The organism is Streptomyces sp. NPDC048361 (assembly GCF_040651795.1).
GTDB lineage: Bacteria > Actinomycetota > Actinomycetes > Streptomycetales > Streptomycetaceae > Streptomyces.
On the sequence record NZ_JBEZKW010000073.1, the window covers coordinates 12,691 to 31,177 of the forward strand.

The 18,487-nt window shown below is 72.1% G+C and carries 15 protein-coding genes, 1 tRNA gene and 1 riboswitch; of the genes, 8 read left to right on the forward strand and 8 right to left on the reverse strand.

Annotated elements, in window-relative coordinates; translation table 11 throughout:
- Positions 1-217 precede the first annotated feature (217 nt).
- The 4 genes from AB0D31_RS30005 to AB0D31_RS30020 all read right to left on the reverse strand — a co-directional run bounded on the left by AB0D31_RS30005 (position 218) and on the right by AB0D31_RS30020 (position 2,107).
- Positions 218-394 (reverse strand): hypothetical protein, encoded by a 177-nt coding sequence (locus AB0D31_RS30005; protein WP_362728948.1) that lies wholly within the window; start codon positions 392-394, stop codon positions 218-220.
- 9 nt (positions 395-403) lie between these two features.
- Positions 404-889, reverse strand: coding sequence for a hypothetical protein (locus AB0D31_RS30010; RefSeq protein ID WP_362728921.1), 486 nt, complete (start codon positions 887-889; stop codon positions 404-406).
- Between the two features lie 220 nt (positions 890-1,109).
- Positions 1,110-1,595 carry a radical SAM protein gene (locus AB0D31_RS30015; RefSeq protein ID WP_362728923.1) on the reverse strand — a complete coding sequence of 162 codons (486 nt, stop codon included), beginning with the start codon at positions 1,593-1,595 and terminating at the stop codon, positions 1,110-1,112.
- 134 nt (positions 1,596-1,729) lie between these two features.
- Entirely contained in the window at positions 1,730-2,107 is a 378-nt protein-coding gene (locus tag AB0D31_RS30020; RefSeq protein ID WP_362728925.1) for a DUF6415 family natural product biosynthesis protein, read from the reverse strand.
- 1,261 nt (positions 2,108-3,368) lie between these two features.
- Between AB0D31_RS30020 and AB0D31_RS30025 the strand changes: the two genes are divergently transcribed.
- The 7 genes from AB0D31_RS30025 (at position 3,369) to AB0D31_RS30055 (ending at position 9,895) form a co-directional block, all read left to right on the forward strand.
- Complete coding sequence (locus AB0D31_RS30025; RefSeq protein ID WP_362728927.1) at positions 3,369-3,944, forward strand: HD domain-containing protein; 576 nt, start codon at positions 3,369-3,371, stop codon at positions 3,942-3,944.
- A gap of 695 nt (positions 3,945-4,639) precedes the next feature.
- Positions 4,640-4,713, forward strand: a tRNA-Met gene (locus tag AB0D31_RS30030).
- 160 nt (positions 4,714-4,873) lie between these two features.
- Complete coding sequence (locus tag AB0D31_RS30035) at positions 4,874-5,659, forward strand: MerR family transcriptional regulator (protein ID WP_362728929.1); 786 nt, start codon at positions 4,874-4,876, stop codon at positions 5,657-5,659.
- A 112-nt stretch (positions 5,660-5,771) separates the two neighbouring features.
- The gene (locus AB0D31_RS30040) at positions 5,772-6,029 is read left to right on the forward strand and encodes a hypothetical protein (RefSeq protein ID WP_362728931.1); all 258 of its coding nucleotides are present in this window, start codon (positions 5,772-5,774) and stop codon (positions 6,027-6,029) included.
- Positions 6,030-6,104: 75 nt separating this feature from the next.
- Positions 6,105-7,229, forward strand: coding sequence for a PP2C family protein-serine/threonine phosphatase (locus tag AB0D31_RS30045; RefSeq protein ID WP_362728933.1), 1,125 nt, complete (start codon positions 6,105-6,107; stop codon positions 7,227-7,229).
- A 302-nt stretch (positions 7,230-7,531) separates the two neighbouring features.
- Positions 7,532-7,671, forward strand: a riboswitch (cyclic di-AMP (ydaO/yuaA leader).
- Between the two features lie 58 nt (positions 7,672-7,729).
- Positions 7,730-8,830, forward strand: coding sequence for a M23 family metallopeptidase (locus tag AB0D31_RS30050; RefSeq protein WP_362728944.1), 1,101 nt, complete (start codon positions 7,730-7,732; stop codon positions 8,828-8,830).
- A 120-nt stretch (positions 8,831-8,950) separates the two neighbouring features.
- Positions 8,951-9,895, forward strand: coding sequence for an aldo/keto reductase (locus AB0D31_RS30055; RefSeq protein ID WP_362728935.1), 945 nt, complete (start codon positions 8,951-8,953; stop codon positions 9,893-9,895).
- Here AB0D31_RS30055 and AB0D31_RS30060 read toward each other — a convergent pair.
- From AB0D31_RS30060 to AB0D31_RS30075, 4 genes are all read right to left on the reverse strand, one after another.
- On the reverse strand, positions 9,887-11,383 hold the full coding sequence (locus tag AB0D31_RS30060) for a PrsW family intramembrane metalloprotease (RefSeq protein ID WP_362728936.1): 1,497 nt from the start codon (positions 11,381-11,383) through the stop codon (positions 9,887-9,889). The two genes, AB0D31_RS30055 and AB0D31_RS30060, sit on opposite strands and share 9 nt — an antisense overlap.
- 113 nt (positions 11,384-11,496) lie before the next feature.
- A complete protein-coding gene (trmB, locus tag AB0D31_RS30065; RefSeq protein WP_362728946.1) occupies positions 11,497-12,306 on the reverse strand; it encodes a tRNA (guanosine(46)-N7)-methyltransferase TrmB in 810 nt (269 codons plus the stop codon).
- A gap of 364 nt (positions 12,307-12,670) precedes the next feature.
- A complete protein-coding gene (gene lhgO / locus AB0D31_RS30070; protein WP_362728938.1) occupies positions 12,671-13,894 on the reverse strand; it encodes an L-2-hydroxyglutarate oxidase in 1,224 nt (407 codons plus the stop codon).
- A gap of 108 nt (positions 13,895-14,002) precedes the next feature.
- Positions 14,003-15,418: an MFS transporter gene (locus tag AB0D31_RS30075; protein WP_362728940.1), complete on the reverse strand. Its 1,416-nt coding sequence runs from the start codon at positions 15,416-15,418 to the stop codon at positions 14,003-14,005.
- Between the two features lie 793 nt (positions 15,419-16,211).
- Between AB0D31_RS30075 and AB0D31_RS30080 the strand changes: the two genes are divergently transcribed.
- On the forward strand, positions 16,212-18,395 hold the full coding sequence (locus tag AB0D31_RS30080) for an asparagine synthase-related protein (RefSeq protein ID WP_362728942.1): 2,184 nt from the start codon (positions 16,212-16,214) through the stop codon (positions 18,393-18,395).
- Positions 18,396-18,487 lie beyond the last annotated feature (92 nt).

Sequence of the window (18,487 nt, forward strand, 5' to 3'; positions counted from 1 at the left end):
GGCCTGATGGCACGGCAAGCGCCGGCCCTCCCAGCGCCTCGCACTCCCTCCTGGCACGGTCGAACGTCTCGTACTCCGCGAGCGTCCTCGCCTTGAACGCCACACTGCACCTACGCGGCCTCGCGGCCTGGGGCGGACAAGCTCTTCGACCGAAGTGGGCCCTTCCCGCAGAGTGTTCCTGCGGGGAGGGCTCGCTCGTGCTTGGTGTTCCTCTTGGTCAGTGGTGCTGCTTGCTGTTCTTCACCGGCCAGTGCAGTACGTCCCTGATCCGCCACCACAGCTTGCGGGCGCGCGGGGTTTCAGTGGAGTAGCTGTTGCCGAACCAGATGTTGTCCGCGCTGCGCCCCAATGGGGTGCCTTCAGGCGAGTACCGCTTGGGAGGTTGTTCGACCATGCGACTCTCCTACGGATTCGGAGCCCTGGTCCCGCATCCCTTGCGCAGATCGTTGTCGGAGCGGGTCTTAGGGCCCCAGCCGATACCGCTGGCGTAGCCCTGCATCACAGGGTAGTAGGTGTAGGTGCCGCCGCCGTCATTGCAGTCCGTCGACCATCCGTAGTCGATGAAGCTGTTAGAGGTCAGGCCCGTGCCGTGCCAGTTGTTGTAGCCGCGCGGTCCGCTCCAGGAGCTGCGCCACATCTGCGTCTGGAGCTTCTGCGAGCCGAACGACCCGCTGCACGCCTGCGAGGTCTCCCACTGGAACCACGCCCCGGCGCCGGCCCCGTGGAAGGAGACGTCCGCGATGTACACCGAACAGCTCGCCGCCGCCGGCGCGGCAGGTCCGGCGGGTCTGGCCTCACCGGCCTTGTAGGTAAAGGAGTACAGCTCGCCGTCCTTCGTCCTGCCCCACTCCCCGACCGTGGTCCCCGCCACCACACGGTGTCCGTCCACCATCACGTACCCAGCCGGAGGGCTCGAACTGCCCGAGACAGTCGGCGCCGCCACCGAGGTAGAGGTACCGAAGCCCAGGGCAGCGGCCGTCGCCAGGCCAACCGTCATTACGGACAGGGGTCTTGCTGTGCGCATAGGTGTTCCCTTCCGTTGCCATGCCGGTCGGTCGAACCGGCAACGAGGGAACACTAGTTCGACCACGGAGCTGGGCTAGCACCTGTTACCGGCTTGGCCGGAATGCGATCGCCCCACCTGTACCGGACACTGCACAACGGCGGAAAAGAGCAGTTCCGTCCCGCCACTTCCGGACGGCGACAGGCATAAAAGACACCTGGCTGGTTGCCGTCAGCAGCCTCGGACTGGACGGAGTTTGTCCGAGATCGCGAGCGCCAGCGGACCCGCGGGCCAGCGGCGACACCAGCGGCTCGCCGCCGCTGAAGTAAACCCGCCGAAGCCCCGCCGCGATCACCGCTTCGATGAGGGTCAGGAAGTCCTGCGCGGTCAGGACCCGTCGCCGGGGTTGCTGACTGCGGTCGCGGAGCGTCCGAGGCGGCGGGACGTCGTCCTCGTTGTGGCAGAAGAAACAACCGAGGTTGCAGCGGGGCGTCAACGAGACCCTGAACTGGCCACGCAGAGCAGCGAAGTTCCGTAAGGCGGTCCAGTCGACTGCCTGTGGGGCGGTCGTCACTGGTGCGGTAGTGCTCACGGCGTCCTGCGGACAGGTGGGCGGGTGGTGGCACGTACGAGAAGGCGGCGGGTGAGGTGTGGCGGCCTCGACTGCCCGAGAATCGGTGGGGAGGCGACAGGCATGACGGGCGTGGGGAGCCCAGAGCCGCGCTGCTACGAGAGACGCGGGCGGTTCCGCTCCTGAAGGAATTGGGTGAACGATCGGACGGCACGGGCGAGCGCCCGCAGGTAGGTCCAGTTCGCGAACGGCCCGTCACCGGGGCCGCGCTCCAGCAGCTCGGACCAGTCCCGCAGTGCACCTGCCACGCGGCCATCCCGCTCCGCTTCCGGGACCTCCCGCGCCACGAGCGTCAGCTGCTCCCCGTGGTCGATCATGGCGACGACCTGGCGGACGTTCTCCTCCGGATCGGGACGGTGCGCGAAGTCCACCAGCGCCCGGTCGCAGTCCAACGCGATCAGCTCCAGTTCGCTCGCCGTCAGCGCGACGGTCGGCGCGCCGTTCCTCGCCCTCTCATGAGCCACGGAGTCCACCACGCCCTCCTTGCGAAAACCGGCTCCCGGAGAGCCACTCGATCGGTCACAACGACCGTATGAGCGCGGGGAATGCGACAGGACTGACCGCGACCGCGGGTACGTGTTAGACCGAGCGCCGCACCAGGACGGGGAGGGCGTCATGGGCCACGGGCCGCAGCCACGCAGGCTCAGCATCAGCGGGATCGTGTCCGGCTACGTCCTGCGCCTGGCCCGGGAGAGCATTCCCCGGACGCAGACCGCACTGGCTGAAGCCCTGGACGTCGACCTCGCCACCCTCCAGGGGTGGGAGTCCGGAAGGCGCCCCTTGGCCAATATGAAGGCGGGCGCTCTCCTCGAACTGCGGCGCCGCTTACCGGCCTTGGACGCTGACGCGCAGTTGGTGCATCTTCTGGACGCAGCCCTGGATGCCGACCGGATCCTCAGCGGCGCGCTGAGCCCGCCGATCCGGCTGGAACAACACCCTCTCGCTGAATGGGTCCACACCCGAGCGACCGCCACATGTTCGCCTGGGCCGTCAACGGCACCCCACCACCGGCACTGGCCAACCGGCCCTCCCCACGCCGCCGCGGAGCCGTTCCGACCGCTCCAATCTTCCCTGCGCAGCAGCGACTTGACCTCTTCGCGCACCTTCGGGACGTCGCCGAGAGCGCGCCTGGTGCCGGTGCGTCTGGGGTACTGCTGCGCCGCCAGGCCGCATACCTCACCTCGTACGACGACAGCTCCGATACCTCGGCGTGGACCGCCCAAGTGCTGCACAAGGGCCGGGGCGCCCTGGCGCTGCACGGTTGGTCGTCGTCGTGGCCCGAGGCTCGGTCAACTGCAACTGCATTGGCCCGCCAGGGAGATCCACAACCACTGCGCGACTTCATTGAGCGTGCGCTGGTCGACGACGATGCAGGCGAGGTCGCGAACCTGAACTACTGGGCCTACTGGCTCGGCGCCGCCTCCAGTCCCCAGCCCAGCGACCTGTCCATGCGCGATCGCGACCTCACGGGTTGGGACCCCCTCACCCTCCTTCGCCTCCTCGTCCAAGGACTCCAAGAGGCCCCCACCTACGTTGAGTTGTACGCCCATTCCCTCTGGGCCCTCCTATATGCGCACCCCTGGCTCCCGCTGGCCACCCTTCCATCGCCGGCGTACTCGGTGAGAGTGTCGGACGCATCCTCGACGTCAGCGAGATGGCCCCACGATCCCGTCGTGATCTCGGCGCCGTGCAGCACCAGCCAGGCAACCGCACATGAGCAACGGAGGGCCACACATGGCAGACGACCAGAGCCGAGGCACCGCAGGCTTCCTGTTCGAGATGGGGATGCTCAAAAGGGCCAAGCGGTCCGGCTGGTGGATCGTCGGCGTCAAGGACCCCGAGACCATCGCCGAGCACAGCTTCCGCACGGCGATCATCGCGAGCGTCCTGGCCATGATGGAGGGCGCGGACCCGGCGAAGGCCGCGCTGCTCGCGGTCTTCCACGACACCCAGGAAACCCGGGTCAGCGACATCCCGCGCATCGGCCGCCGCTACCTGAAGGCCGCCTCCAACGAGGAGGTCACCGCCGATCAGGTCTCCGCCGCACACCCTGCCGTCACAGCCGGCGTCCAGCGGATCGTCGAGGAGTACGAGAGCGGCGACAGCCCCGAAGTGATCGTCGCCCATGACGCCGACAAACTGGAATGCCTCGTCCAGGCCGTCGAATACCGCGAGCAGGGCTACGCGAACGTACAGAACTGGATCGACACCAGCTTGGCCAGCCTCAAGACCACCTCGGCCAAGGCCCTCGCCGAGGCAGCCCTGAGCATGCCCTCCCTGGAGTGGCAGCAGACCTATCTGCCCCGCTGAATGATGGGACTGCCGACAGGTGAACCCGCTGGTCAGTGGGCCCTCTTGCGTGAGCGATGCGTGAGCGGACGCGCCAGCACGGGGCACCCTAGTACGGACTGATGAAGGGATCACCTCTCGCTGACCAGGCAAAACAGGACGACGGGGGAGTGGTCAAGGCCGCCCAGCACGATCTTGCCGGGACTTTTAATCCGTTGGTTGTCGGTTCGAGTCCGACATGGCCTACCGGTCGGAGAGGTAGCGATACCTGTCTGACCAGCGGGTTCTTCGGCCCGATCGGATACGTCCGGTCGGGCCGGATTCGTTGTGACCGCTCTGCGGCCCACGTGAGTGCGCGAAGAGTGCGCGAGACGCTGGCGCGCGGTCCGCACCGAGGGCGACTCCGGCGCTCTGGAAGTCCGTGCTCACACGGGCGAACATGCCTGCGCCCAGCGCTAGTTGGAGAACCAGAATGCGGGAACGAAATCGCCGCGTCTGCTGATTGCAACAGATTGCGAGTCAGCGGCTGGGCATGTTGGTTGCCAGCAATCGGGCATGACGAAACGCCCCCTGCCGGCCAGTGCCCCCACGCCGAGCAGCCCCCGGCGTGCGGCTGGCGACGGCCCTCCGCTCGCCGCCGTGCTCCGTCCTGTCCCGGCCTCCCGGGTACATGGTTCGGAGCACCCCTCCCGATGGCGTAGAGTTGTGTTTACCGACGCGGGGTGGAGCAGCTCGGTAGCTCGCTGGGCTCATAACCCAGAGGTCGCAGGTTCAAATCCTGTCCCCGCTACTGAACGAAGAGGCCCGGCACTTGTTTCAAGTGCCGGGCCTCTTCGCGTACCCGGATCCCCTCCCTGCCCCTGTCCCCGTCGGCAGCGCCAGCGCCATCGCCATCGGCATCGTCATCGACGGTTGACCTTGACGTAACGTCAAGATCTAGCGTGGTCGCTGTGAACGGCAAGGAATGGTCGATCCAGGAGATCGCCAAGAAGGCCGGGACGACGAGTCGCACCCTGCGCCACTACGGGGAGCTCGGCCTGCTCGTCCCCAGCCGGATCGGAAGCAACGGCTACCGCTACTACGACCAGGACGCCCTCGTCCGGCTCCAGCGCGTCCTGCTCCTTCGGGAGCTGGGGCTCTCGCTGCCCGTGATCGCCGAGGTCCTGGAGGGCGAACGCGATCCCGCCGCCGCGCTGCGGACCCATCTGCGCCTGCTCGAACAGGAGCGGGAGCGCATCGCGCGCCAGATCGCCTCCGTACGGACCACCTTGCACAAGACCGAGGAGGGAGCGGAGCTCATGGCAGAGGAAGTCTTCGACGGGTTCGACCACACGCGGTACGAGGAGGAGGTGAGCCGGCGCTGGGGGAGGGCCGCGTACGAGAAGGGCGACCGCTGGTGGCGCTCGCTCACCGACGAGCAGAAGCAGGGGTTCCGGCGGGAGCACGACGACATCGCCCGTGACTGGGGGCGGGCCCGCGCGGACGGGGTGGCCGTCGACGCAGACATGGCCCAGGACATCGCCCGGCGCCATGTCGCCTGGCTGTCCACCACGACGACCGTCGGCAGGTCGTACGTGACCGGGCTCGGACGGATGTACGTCGACGACCCCCGCTTCGCCGCCACCTACGACGAGCACGGCGAGGGCACGGCGGTCTTCGTGCGGGACGCCCTGGCGGTGTACGCGGAACGCCATCTCACGGACGAGCCGGCCACCGGGGGAGCGTGCGCGGAGTAGTCTCGCGTGCGCGATGAGTGAGTACGCGGGTGCGGGTGCGGGTGCGGATGCGGATGCGGGTGGAGATGCGGATGCGGGTCGGCGGCGGGCACCACGGCGGAGGACGTTGGCCGTGCTGCTCGCGCTCGCCCTGTGCGGGCTCCTCCGGAGCGGCTGCCAGGTACAGCCGGCCGGGCTCGTCCCCGCATCCGTACCGCTGCCCGCCAAGGCGGCGGTCGTGCGGCCCTCGGCGGCCCCCGCGGGCTGCCGGCTCAACCGCGGCGGCTGGGCGGAGCTGCCCTGCGTCCCGGACCAGGACGCCCACCACCGCCACACCAGGGGAAGCTGCGCCCGGGGCCGCCCGGGGCCCCATCGGTGCCGTCTGCGCTGAGCGTGCAAGCGGTTTCTGCACTCCGATGGGCGCGTCCGAGTCGCCGTCGGGCCCGGCAGGGGCGAGGCTGGACTGGTGCGGCAGCAGCGAGCGGAAGGCGAAGGGCGCCTGGTACGGGTGCTACCCGTGGTCCTGGTCGTCGTCGGCTTCGTCTTCGACGCCTCCACGCCGCCCGAGCTGACCGCCGCCGCGCTGTTCGCGGGCGCGCCGGTGGCCGCCGCCCCGTTCTACTCCGAGCGCGGCACTGCCGCCGTCGGCCTCGGCTCGGTGGCCGCCATCGTGGCGCTCTGGTTCATACACGACCTGCCCAACCTCGGTGAAGGCGCCAGCGAACTGTTCACCGTGCTCACGGTGAGCGCGCTCGCGCTCGTCATCAACCGCATCCTGCGCCGCAGCGGCGAACGGCTCGCCTCCGCACGCGTCATCGCCGAGACCGCGCAGCGGGCCGTGCTGCCCGCGCCCGCCGGCCGGATCGGCGGGCTGCACGTCGCCGCGCGGTACGAGGCCGCACAGGCGGACGCGTTCATCGGCGGGGACCTCTTCGCCGTGCAGGACACCCCCTACGGGGTCCGGCTCATTGTGGGTGACGTCCGGGGTAAGGGGCTCCAGGCAGTGGAGGCGGTGGCCGTGGTGATCGGCGCGTTCCGCGAGGCCGCCGAGCAGGAGTCCTCTCTGGAGGCGGTGACCCAGCGCCTGGAGCGGGCACTGGCCCGCGAGGGAACCCGACGCGACCGGCTCGACGCGGTCGAGGGGTTCACCACGGCACTGCTCGCCGAGATCCCGCGCGGCGACGGCACCGTACGCCTGGTGAACCGGGGCCACCCCGAGCCGTTCCTGCTCCACCGGGACGGGTCCTTGGACGTGCTCGTGCCGAGCGAGCCCGCGCTGCCGCTCGGCATGGCCGACCTCGGGGTGTGGCCGGACCGGTCGGACGTACGCCCCTTCCCGCCCGGCTCCACGCTGCTGCTCTACACGGACGGGCTCTCCGAGGCGCGCGACGGGACGGGCACCTTCTACCAACCCGCCACCCGGCTGCGCGGCGCGATCTTCCCGGGCCCGGACGAGGTCCTGGACGCGCTCGTCGACGACGTACGCCGCTATACGGGTGGCGGCACGAGCGACGACATGGCGTTGCTGGCGGTGGCCCGCCCGGCCGAGGGCCAGCCCGACCGGCGCCGTACGGTCAAGATCGTCAAGTGAGGGCACAGGGCAGCGCGTGGGGTTCGGTCGCCACGGTGGGTGCGCAGGGGGCCTTCACGGTGGGTGCCCGAAAGGTCTCGCTCCGCATAACAATTGACGCACCGTCAGGATCTTGATGTTTAAGCGGGTGTGACGCAGGAAACCGTGAGGGGTCGTCAAGTCGCCCGGTTTGCCCCGACAATCGCCGCTAAGTCCAAGCCAGGGCCGTTAACGATCAGTGGGAACGGCTTGGAATCCATACCCGCTGTCTATTAACGTTCGATAACGCAGCGCGGCCGTACCAGCCGTCGCAAAGGCGGCACCGTGCGCATGCGCCGAATCCCGAAAGGGAACCGGGGAACCACAAACTTGGGGTGAATCGGACGTCCGTCATGGGCGCTCGTAGGAGACCTTCCTGCTCCGAACCCGGCAGCTAACCCGGTAGGCGAGAAGGAAGGAAAGGAGCGCCCCTCGTGGCGTCCAACGACCCTGCCCTCGACACCCCCCTCCCCCTCCCCTCCCTGTACGGGGAAGCCCCCGGCGAGAACGAGAGCTGGGAGGAGTGGGACCCGACCGAGGAGTCCGTACGCTCGGTCCGCGGCCGGCACAGAGTCGCCAAGCAGCGCGGCGGACTGGCCCGCAGCTCGACCGTCCTGGGCGTCGGCGTGATCGCGGCGGTCGGCGCGGGGGGCATGGCCACGGCACAGAGCAAGCCTCCGGTCTCGATATCCCTGCCCGACTCCCTCACGGACCACCTGCCCGACCTCGGCTCGCTGCCGGGCGTGGGCGCGCTGGTCGGCCACGACGGCGCCTCGCACGACGGTCACGAGGGTCACACCGGTACGGAGGCGGAGTCCGGCGGGTCGGCAGGGGAGTACGGGGAGACAGGGGAGTCCGGCGGGTCGGCCGCGGACCGGGCCGACCGGAAGATCGCCGCGTCGCCGCTGACCATGGCCGGGCTCTCCACCTCCGAGGCCGAAGCCGGCGCCACCGATGCGGGCGAGGCGCTGCGCGCCCGCATCCTCCAGCAGGCCGAGCAGCAGAAGGCTGGGGCTCTCGCCGAGGCGAAGGCGGTCGCGCAGAAGGCCGCGGCCGAGAAGGCGGCCGCCGAGGCCAAGGCCGCACAGGGCGCGGCGGAGGCGAAGGCCGCCGCCGAGAAGAAGGCGGCGGACGAGGCCGCGGCGAAGAAGGCGGAGCAGGAGCGGCTGGCCAAGCTGGCCGCGGCGTACTCCCTGCCGGTCGGGTCGTACACGCTCACCTCCACGTTCGGTGAGGCCGGCTCGATGTGGTCGTCGGGCCACCACACCGGCCTCGACTTCGCGGCCCCGACGGGTACGCCGCTCAAGGCCATCCATTCCGCGACGGTCAAGTCGGCGGGGTGGGCGGGGGCGTACGGGTACCGGACGGTGCTGGTGCTGGATGACGGCAGTGAACTCTGGTACTGCCACCAGTCGTCGCTCGCGGTGAGCGTGGGGCAGAAGGTGTCGACGGGGGACGTCATCGGGCGGGTCGGGGCGACCGGGAACGTGACGGGCCCGCACCTCCACCTGGAGGTCCACACCCCGTCCGGCACGGGCATCGACCCCATGACGTGGCTCCAGTCGAAGGGGCTCCATCCCTGAGGTTCCCCCGGGCCCGTGGCGGGGTTGCCCTTGGCAGGGTGGCCGGCGGAGGCATCTTCAGCCGGTCCGGCGTTCGAGGACGGGCGGAATAGGCCTGCATGGACGGGGGTTGAGGTCGCCATGACCTCTCTTCGCGCGCTCGGCGGCTCGGACCTCTCCGTCTTCCCCCTCGCCCTCGGCGGCAACGTCTTCGGCTGGACCGCCGACCAGGACCAGTCGTTCGCCGTCCTCGACGCCTATACCGCCGGCGGGGGCAACTTCGTGGACACCGCCGACGCCTACTCGAAGTGGGCCCCCGGAAACTCCGGCGGTGAGTCCGAGGCGATCATCGGCGCGTGGCTGGGCGCCCGGGGCAACCGGGCCGACATGGTCATCGCCACCAAGGTCGGCGCGCACCCCCGGTACGAGGGGCTCGCCGCGACGACGATCAAGGCCGCCGCCGAGGAGTCGCTGCGCCGCCTCGGCACCGACTACATCGACCTGTACTACACCCACTTCGACGACACCTCCGTTCCCGTCGAGGAGATCGTCACCGCCCTCGACCAGCTGGTGAAGGACGGCAAGGTCCGGGCGATCGCCGCCTCCAACATCTCCCCGGAACGGCTCCAGGAGTCCCTGGACTTCTCCGACCGCGAAGGCCTCGCCAAGTACGTGGCGCTCCAGCCGCACTACAACCTCGTCTCCCGCTCCACCTACGAGGGCACGCTCCAGGACACCGCCTCACGCGCGGGCCTCGCCGCAGTCCCCTACTACGCGCTCGCCTCCGGCTTCCTCACCGGCAAGTACCGCCCGGGCCAGAGCGTGGACAGTGCGCGGGCCGCGGGCGCGGGCAAGCACCTGGAGAGCGAGCGGGGCCGCAAGGTGCTGGCAGCGCTCGACCGCATCGCCCAGGAGCGCGACGCCGAGATCGCCACCGTCGCGCTGGCGTGGCTGGCCGCCCGGCCCACCGTCGCCGCGCCCATCGCCTCCGCCCGCACCGTGGAGCAGCTGCCGGCGCTGCTCGCCGTCGCCGACCTGGAGCTGACGGACGAGCAGATCTCCGAGCTGACGGCCGCCTCAGCGTAGGTAGGGATGGGGCGCCCCGTACGGCGCCGGGCCTGGCTGTCCGTGCGAGGAGTGCTGCGGCTGCGGGGCGTACCGCGGGTGCGGGGCGTACGGCGCGTACTGGTTGTACTGCGCGTGCTGGGTGTAGGGGTGCGGGGGGCCCGGCTGCGGGGGCATCCAGATGCGGCCGGTCGCTCCCGCCGCGTACAGCAGCGCCGGGCCTGCGACCGGCTTGCGCTCCCACAGATGGTGGAGGAGCTCCTGCTCGCGGGCGGCGAAATCGGGCCCGGGACCGGTGGCGCCCGGACTGCGGTAGGCCCGGTGGCGCAGAAACGCGAGCGTGGTCGCGAACGCCTCGTACTCGGCGACCGCGCGCGCCGCGGCCTTCCCGCCGAAGCGATGGTGCGCGAAGTCGCGTGCTGTCGCGCGGGCCCGCATCGAGGACAACGCGAGCGGTTCGGCGGGCCCGAGCCAGCCGGCCGCCGCGTACGCGGGCAGCTCGGCCGCGACCGTACGCAACTCGCGCTGCCGGCTCCACACCGCGAGCCACGTGAGCAGCCCGAACACCGGGACCATGACCGCCCCGTACACGAGGTAGAAGCCGTACGTCCCGAACAGCGTCGAGCTGTTCCACAGGGCGTGCATGCCCATCGCGAGCACCAGGCCGAGCAGCGGGAACGCGACGCGGCGCAGCCGCCGGCCGGGCGGTGAGAGCGCGGCGAAGCCGAAGCCGATGCCGGACAGCACCGTGAACAGCGGGTGCGCGAACGGCGACATGACGACCCGTACGAAGAACGTCGCGGCCGTCGTCGAGGTGAGGCCCGCGCTGTGGCTGGCCTGGTCCTCGCCGAACGCATTGCCCAGGTACAGGATGTTCTCGGTGAAGGCGAAGCCGGTCGCGGTGAAGCCGGCGAAGACCACACCGTCGACGACGCCGTGGAAGTCGCGTCTCCGGAAGCAGAAGAGCAGCAGGACGGCCGCCGCCTTCGCGCTCTCCTCGACGATCGGCGCTATGACGCTCGCACCCAGGTGGTCGGCCGAGGACGGGTCGGCGGTGGCCGTGGCTATCCAGCGCGTCGCGAACGAGTTGGCGATGATCGCCACCAGGGCGGCTGCGCAGGCGCCCCACGCCAGGGCGAAGAACAGGTTGCGCCAGGGGCCCGGGTCGACCCGGTCGAGCCAGCGGAACGCGGCGCCGAGCAGCGGCACCGGGAGCACCGCGAGCCCGAGCCCGACCAGGAACCCCTCCGTGCCCGTCTGTTCCCGTACGAGCGCGAAGATGACCAGGCCGCACAGGGCGAGCAGGGTGATCAGGGCGCCGGCGCGGACGGCCTTGGAACGCCAGAAGTCGCGGCGCGGCCGGTAGCGCCACTTCGCCCGGTCCGGCGGGACCGCGTCGAAACGGGGCTCGTCCGCGCACGCCGGGACCGGCCGGGCCGGGACGGCCTGACCGGGCTGCGGGGGCGCCTGCCCGGGGTGCGGGCGGTGCGGAAGCGACTCGAAGGACACGAGACGACCCTAACGAGGGTCACTGACGATGCGCGACGGCGCCCGCACTACGCGCTGTGTGCGCCGGTGACGGCAGGGCCGGTTCAGGTTCGGGTTGAGGTCCGGAATCCGGCTCAGGTTCCGGAACCGGCGTGCTCGGCGCGGCGGAACAGGAGGTCGTGCACGACGTGGCCCTTGTCGAGGCCCTGGCCCTCGAAACGGGTCAGCGGACGGAACGCGGGCCGGGGCGCGTATCCGCCGTCCTTCACCGTGTTCTCGAAGTCGGGGTGCGCGTCGAGGACTTCCAGCATCTGCTCGGCGTAGTCCTCCCAGTCCGTCGCGCAGTGCAGCACGGCGCCGGGCTTCATGCGCGTCGCGGCGAGCGAGAGGAACTCGGGCTGGATCAGGCGGCGTTTGTGGTGCCGCGCCTTGGGCCACGGGTCCGGGAAGTACACACGGAGCCCGTCCAGGACCTCGGGCTCCAGCATCTCGCGCAGCAGGATGATCGCGTCGCCGTTGGCCACGCGGACGTTGCTCAGGCCGCCGCGTTCGGCGAGGCCGAGGAGGTTGCCCTGGCCGGGGGTGTGGACGTCGACGGCGAGGATGCCGGTGGCGGGGTCGTCGGCGGCCATCTGCGCGGTGGCCTCGCCCATGCCGAAGCCGATCTCCAGGACGACGGGCAGCCCCTCGAACATCTCGACCAGGTCGATCTTCCGCAGCCCGTCGATGTCGAAGCCCCACACCGGCCACAGGCGCTCCAGGTACTCGCCCTGGCCGGTGGTGACGCGGCTGCGGCGGGGTTGGAAGCTGCGGATGCGGCGCTCGTGGTGCGAGCCGGCGGGGTCGGCGGCGGGGCCGCCGGGAAACCGGGGCGCTTTGTCGCGCGGAAGGACCTGGCTTGCGGGGGCGGGGTCTTCTGGGGTGCGGGGCTGCTCAGACACAATGGGGCGATTCTACTGGGCGGAGTGCGGCGGGGTGTGGGTGCTGCGGGGTGCCTCCCCTCCCCCCGCCCCTGCGGCCCGCCTCCGGCCGGGCGACGCGGCCCCCTCCGGCGCGGCCCACGACCCCGGCTCACTTCTCGGGCGCGGCCCGGTGGGGCCGGCCACGCAGTTCCCCGCGCCCCCAACTACTCGGTGCCGGCCAGCATGTGCAACCTCAGCCCGTCCGGCGTTTGGGGACGAGCGCCTTTAAGGCGCGAACGGGGTCTGGGGCGGAGCCCCGGGGGCTGCACTCGCAAGTTGCACACGGCGGGTGGGTGGGTGAACGCGTTGGGGTCTGGGGCGGAGCCCCAGGTAGCTGCACCCTCACCTAGGTGCTCGGGCGGGCAGCGCGCCGCAGGCTGGGCGCCAGGACCCGCGCCGCCACCTCCCGGCCGATGGGCAGGGCCGCCGTCGCCGCAGGACTGGGCGCGTTCAGGACGTGGATCGTGCGCGGCGCCTCCCGGATCAGGAAGTCGTCGACCAGCGTGCCGTCCCGCAGGACCGCTTGGGCCCGCACCCCCGCGGGCGCCTCGCGCAGATCCGCCTCGGTGACCGCGGGGAGCAGCCTCCGCACCGCCTCGGTGAAGGCACGCTTCGACCAGGAGCGCCGCACCTCACCCGCCCCGTACCGCCAGTGCCGGCCGGCTATGCGCCACGAGCCCGGCCAGGCGAGCGTGCCGGCGAGCTCGCGCGGGCGGACCGTGCGCCAGTCGTAGCCCTCGCGGGCCGCGGCCGGCACCGCGTTGGGTCCGACGTGGACCGAGCCGTCGACACCCCGGGTGAGGTGGACGCCGAGAAAGGGGAAGGCGGGGTCGGGCACCGGGTAGACCAGGCCCTTGACCAGGCCGGGCCGGGCCAGCTCGTAGTACTCGCCGCGGAACGGCACGATCCGCATCCCGGGGTCGTCGCCCGCGAGCCGCGCCACCCGGTCACAGTGCAGCCCCGCGCAGTTGACCAGGGCGCGGGCACGCAGCACCGTACCGTCGGCGGTGCGCACGGCGACGCCGAGGGAGGCCCGCCGGTCGATGCGGACGAGCTCCGCGCCGTAGCGCACATCGGCGCCGGACAGCTCGGCGAGGCGCGCCGCCACCGCCCCGTAGTCGCACACCCCCGTCGTGCCGACGTGGATGGCGGCGAGGCCGCGCACCTCGGGTTCGTACGCCGCTATCTGCGCGGGGCCCAGCTCGCGCACCGGGATGCCGTTCTCACGGCCGCGCTGGACCAGGGCGTGCAGCCGCGGTAGTTCGGCGCGCTCGGTGGCCACGATCAGTTTGCCGGTGACCTCGTGGGCGATGCCGTGCCGCGCGCAGAACTCGACCATCTCGGCCGCGCCCCGCACCGCGAAGCGCGCCTTGAGGGAGCCGGGCTTGTAGTAGATGCCGCTGTGGATGACCCCGCTGTTGCGGCCGGTCTGGTGCCGGGCCGGGCCGCTCTCCTTCTCCAGGACCACCACACGCGTGCCGGGTGACGCCTGCGTCAGCGCGTACGCCGTCGACAGGCCCACGATCCCGCCGCCGACCACCAGCACATCGCAGTCGTACGTCGTCGTCACCCAGGCACCTCCCACCCCGGTCGTGTCTTCCCGGAGGACGGCCCCGGACCCCCTCATCACATACTGCACTGACCCACTGACAATCCCGGTAAACGTCCGGTGGAGGCCCTACGCCGGGGTGACGAGCAGGGGCCTGGCCCGTTCGCGCAGCTCGGCGACGCGCGGCTCGTCCCCGTAGGGCTCCAGGCGGTGCAGCAGATCGCGTACGTACTCGGTGGTGCGGGCCGACGAGATACGGCCCGCGACCTCGACGGCCCGGGTGCCGGCGGCGCACGCCGCGTCCAGATTGCCCGACTCCAGCTCGGCCACCGCGCTCACCACGAGCCGCAGCCCGTGTGAGCGGACGAACTCCTCGGTGGGCCGCGAGAGCGCCTGCTCGGTGAAGCGGCGCACCTGGCGGGGCGCCTTCAGGTCGCGGTAGCACTCGGCCGCGTCCGCCGCGAAGCGGTCGTAGGAGTAGAAGCCGAGCCAGGAGGGGTCGCTGTCGCCGTCGCGCGAGCGCTCGAGCCACGCCTCGGCGGCCTTGAGGGCGGCCTCGGCGGGGTGCCCGTCGCCGGCCTTGGCGTGGGCTCGCGCCTCCACGAGGCGGAAGAAGGACATGGTGCGGGCGGTGGCGAGCCCGCGGTTGCGCTCGACGGCGGCCTGCGCGAGGTCGACGCCCTCGTCGGCGAAGCCCCGGTAGGTGGCCTGGAGCGACATCGAGGCCAGGACGTAGCCGCCGAGTGGCACGTCGGCTGCGGCGCGCGCGAGCCGCAGCGCCTGGATGTAGTAGCGCTGCGCGGCCTCCTGCTGGCCGGTGTCGAAGGCCATCCAGCCGGCGAGCCGGGTCAGCTCGGCGGTCGCGCCGAACAGGGCGCGCCCCACCTCGTCGCTGTAGGAGCCGAGCAGCAGCGGGGCCGCGTCGACGCGTAAGCACTCGGGCACCATGGACGAACGCCAGTCGCCGCCGCCGTACTTGGAGTCCCAGCGGCGGGCGTCCTCGGCGGCCTCGCGGAGCTTGGCCACGTCGCTGTGGCCGACTTTCAGCGGTGGCAGGTCGCTCAGGTCGGTGGAGCGGGCCACCGAGGAGTCGGCCGGTGTGATGAGCCAGCGGGAGGCGGGTGTGGCGTAGGCGCTGACCGCGAAGGAGCCCGCGAGGGACTGCCAGATGCCGCCGCCGGCGCGCCGCCCGGCCAGATCCAGCCGGTACAGGTCGGTCGCCGAGCGCACCGCCTCCGAAACGTCGCGCGGGAAGGCGAGCCCCACCTCCGGGGCGGGGTCCGCGTCCGCCAGGCCGATTTCGTGCAGCGGGACGGGCCGGCCCAGCTTGGCGCCGATCGCCGCCGCTATGAGGTGGGGCGCGGCGCCCTGGGGCACCATGCCCTTGGAGACCCACCGGGCCACGGAGGTCTTGTCATAGCGAAGGGTCAGGCCCCGCTGCGCGCCGAGGTCGTTGACCCGGCGGGCGAGGCCCGCGTTGCTGATTCCCGCGAGGGCGAGAACGGTGCCGAGCTTCTCGTTCGGCCCGCGTTGCTCCCTGGACATGAGCCACCCCTCGACACAGACGGCGTTCCCCCGGGCGGTGTGGTGTCCGGTTCGTCGGCCGCAAAAGCATGTGGCCGAGCCCTCGGGAATATGCCACCCGTGAGGAACAGCAGTAAACACAGCGTAGTTCGCCGCATCCCTACCGTTAAGGGGTGGTCTTCCCTATGGCGAGATTGTTTTCCGTACGGTCGGGCGCCGGCGTCCGCGTGCGCGGCTCGGGCAGCGGTCCGTTGCGCCGGGGGTGCGGTCGCGGTGGCCGCCGCCGCGCTCCTGGCGTGTGGCCGTGCGCCCGGCCGTGCGCTCTCGCCGGTCCCCCGGCCGGACGCTTCCATGTGTGGTGCGTGGGTCGGCCCGCTGCGTGGATCCAGCGGGCTGGGGGACACCGCCGCCTCAATCCCCGCGGGCGGCGGACCGGTCCGGGAGGCGAACAGCGCCTCCCGGACTGTGTGTTGTGGGCTCCCGGAGACGGCTGAGGCGGCAGCCTCGCCCCGTGAGAATGGCTGAATATCGCCCCCTGTTCCCGGGGTTGTGAGGACCTGGGCGATCACCGCGCACCTGTCCCGTACGTCCCGGGAACGATGCCAATCGGCCACCCCCGACGTGCGTTCACTTGTCGTGCCCGTCCCCCGTAGCCCGTCGTGGGCGCGGTTGTCGTGGCAGCATGGGGTCCCGGCCTCCCCGGATCCGTGGGGCGCGCCCTGACGGGATGCTGTCGCGATACGTTCTGACGGATCGTCAGAATAGGATCCGACCCGGGGTTGTCCACGAGTTGTCCACAGCCTGTGGAGGCGCGATGCGATGGTTGGTGGGGTGGAGCAGCGTCGCCGCAAGCTTCCGCACGGGCTCCTACGGCGCGGGCGGCGCCTACGGCACTGGTTCGGACGGCACCGGCCCCTACGGCACCGGCTCCGACGGCACTGGCCGCTACGGCTCGGCGGGCGCCGTCGGTGAGCCCGACGAGGGCCGTACCGTCCACCCGGTCGGGGCCCAACTCCTGTGGGGCGACCCGGATCCGCTGTGGGCCGTCGGCGACTGGCGGCCCGACGAGATCCGTACGGTCAGCGTCGGCACCGACACCCGCCTCGCCGTCCTCGGCTGCTGCGCCGCCACCGACGAGGAACTCAAGGTCGGCCTCTTCGCCGCGCGCGGCGGCGCCCTGCGCCACCTCTCCGCCTGGCCCGGCAGCTACACCGCCGTCGCCCAAGTCGCCCGCCGCATCACGGTCGTCGGCGACCTGGCCGGCGCCCGGCCCGTCTTCTACACCCCCTGGGCCGGCGGAACGGCCTACGGCACGGCGGCACTTCCGCTCGCCGACCTCATCGAGGCCCAGCTCGACATCGGTCACCTCGCCGCCCTGCTCGCCTGCCCCGACGTGCCCGAGGCGCTCGGCGACTCCACGCCCTACGCGGGCGTACGCCGCATCCCTCCCGGCCACGCCCTCGTCCTGCGGGAGGGCTCGCGCGAGATCACCGGGTACGAACCGTTCGCCTCGCTCGCGGTGGCCGCGCCCCAACTGCCGCCCGCCGCAGCCGTGGACGGGGTGCGCGACGCCCTCGTCGGCGCGGTACGAGCCCGCCTCACCGCGCCCCGGCACGCCCCCGAGACCCTGCCGCCCGACCCCGGCCCGGTCCCCGGCATGGGCCCCGCCGAGCGGCGCGCGGCCCGCGGCGGCCCCGCCCCCGGCATAGGGGCCGACCTCTCCGGAGGCCCCGCCTCCGCCACGCTCGCCCTGCTCGCGGCCGGCCTGCCCGGCGTCCCCGGCACCGTCCTCGGCCACGGCACCGGCGCGGGCGAACGGCTGCTCGCCGTCACCTTCAACGACCTCACCGTGCCCGGCCGCCGCACCGAACTGGAACGGGCGGGCGCGATCGCCGCCAACCCCCGCCTGCACCACGTGGTGGTGACGGGCGGCGAGGAGTCCCTGCCCTACGCCGACCTCGAAGGCCCGCTCACCGACGAACCGGGTCCCTCCCTCGTCGCGGCCCCGCGCCACCGCAGACGCCTCCTGTCGGGCAGCGCCGACCACTTCACCGGCAGCGGCGCGCGCCAGGTCCTCGACGCCCATCCGGCGCGCCTCGCCGACCTGCTGATGGACCGTCAGCGACGCCATCTGCTCCGGCCCGCGACCGCCCTCGCCAAGGCGGGCGGCCCCTCGGCCAACTCCCTCTTCGTCCCGCTCACCGTCTACCGCGCGGCCCGCCGCCTCGCCCGCACCCCGTACCGCACCGGCATCGAATCGGCCGCGGACGCCCTGCGCGAGCCCCGCTTCGACGACGCGACGAGTCCCCTGTCGATCTCCCTGGCCGCCCTGTCGTGGACCCGCCCGGGCCCGGCGGCCCGCTGGCTCACCGGGGAGGCGCTCGCGGACGTATCGGTGCGGTTGATGGCGTCGGCGACCCGCCCCGCCCCCTCGCAACGCCCCGGCGAGGCCCGCGCGTCGGCCGCCCTCGCCCGGTACGCGTCCGACCACCGCATCCTCGAACAGGCCGCCGAGGTACGCAGCCAGCGCCTGCACGCCCCCTTCCTCGACAACCAGGTCGTCCGCGCCTGCCGCGCCCTGCCGGAGTCCCTGCGCGTCCAGCCCGGCGCCCGCGCCGACATCCTGCGTACGGTGCTCTCGGCGTCCGGGGTCCGCGACCTGCCCGCCGGCTGGGGCGCCCCCTCCCACGCGTCCTCGGCGGCCGCCTCCCGCGCGGGCCTGCGCCAGTCGGCCGACCCACTGGTCTCCCTCTTCGACGCGCCGCTGCTCGCCGACGCCGGCCTGATCGAGGCCCGCACCGTACGCAAGGCGGTCAGGGCGGCGGCCGCAGGCGAACCCGTGCCCCTCGACGGCCTGGCCGACCTCATCTCGACGGAGCTGTGGCTGCGCCGCCTCCTCGCGAGAAGAGGCACCTGCTGGACGGGAACGGCCGCGCCGAGACAACGCGCGGTCGCCGGCGGCGTCACCCCACCCCGCCGCCCGACACTGCGGTCCTGAACCACACCCCGGCCCGCCCCCTGACGCTGACGTCCTGAACCACACCCCCGCGCCCCCCCCGGCGCCGGGGGGGGGAAACACCCCCCCGCGCG